We start from the raw sequence: 702 nt of genomic DNA, 5'->3' as shown, positions 1-702 counted from the left end.
CGATGAAAAGTGTGAGGATGTTCAAAAAGCCGCTGATGGTAACATGTCGAGATAGCGAATATAACCGTAGATTTAGATTAATTTTTAACACTTTAGCCAAGCCTCTGATTTTTTTGCAGAGATTTTGACTGAAATTTTGGCGTGAAGTGCGCCGCATTTCGTTTGTAAATGACATTCCCCTTATTCTTGTAGGGACTCATCAGAATTACATTGAGCCAACCTGTTCTAATAAAAATTAAAGGTTTTACCCTATGGCTCAAATTGAACTCAACGGGACGTGGCAACTTACCTCGCCACAGCGTCCAGATATCGATATTCCTATGAATTTGCCCGGCGATAATGTATCGGCATTATTGCAAGCAGAGCTCATCCCCAATCCTTACTTTGCTGACAACGAAGCCAAAGTCCGCTGGATCGAAGAATGTGATTGGCATATTGAACGACAGTTTGAAGTGGGCGATTCCACGCTGCGCGCTTCTCATATTTGGATGACGCTGACTCGCGTTGACACTTTGGCTCAGTTCTTTATCAATGGTGAGCGAGTACTAACTAGCAGCAATATGTTTGCCCAGCAACGTGTGGATATTAAACCGTATTTAAAACAAGGTACTAACACAATTCGGGTTGAGTTTGCTCGGGTGGATTTAGAAGGTATCGCAAGAGCAAAAAAACTGCCATTTCCTATTCCATCGGCAATGGGCA

The 702-nt window shown here is 42.7% G+C and carries 1 protein-coding gene; it reads left to right on the top strand.

The features are described from left to right. Positions 1-251: 251 nt before the first annotated feature. Positions 252-702: glycosyl hydrolase 2 galactose-binding domain-containing protein (locus R7P74_RS26535; protein WP_443293431.1), on the top strand; the 451-nt coding region annotated here is incomplete at its 3' end.

Source organism: Vibrio sp. 2033 (assembly GCF_033339735.1).
Note: the sequence above shows the minus strand (reverse complement) of the source record. Positions and strands in the feature narration are given on the sequence as shown.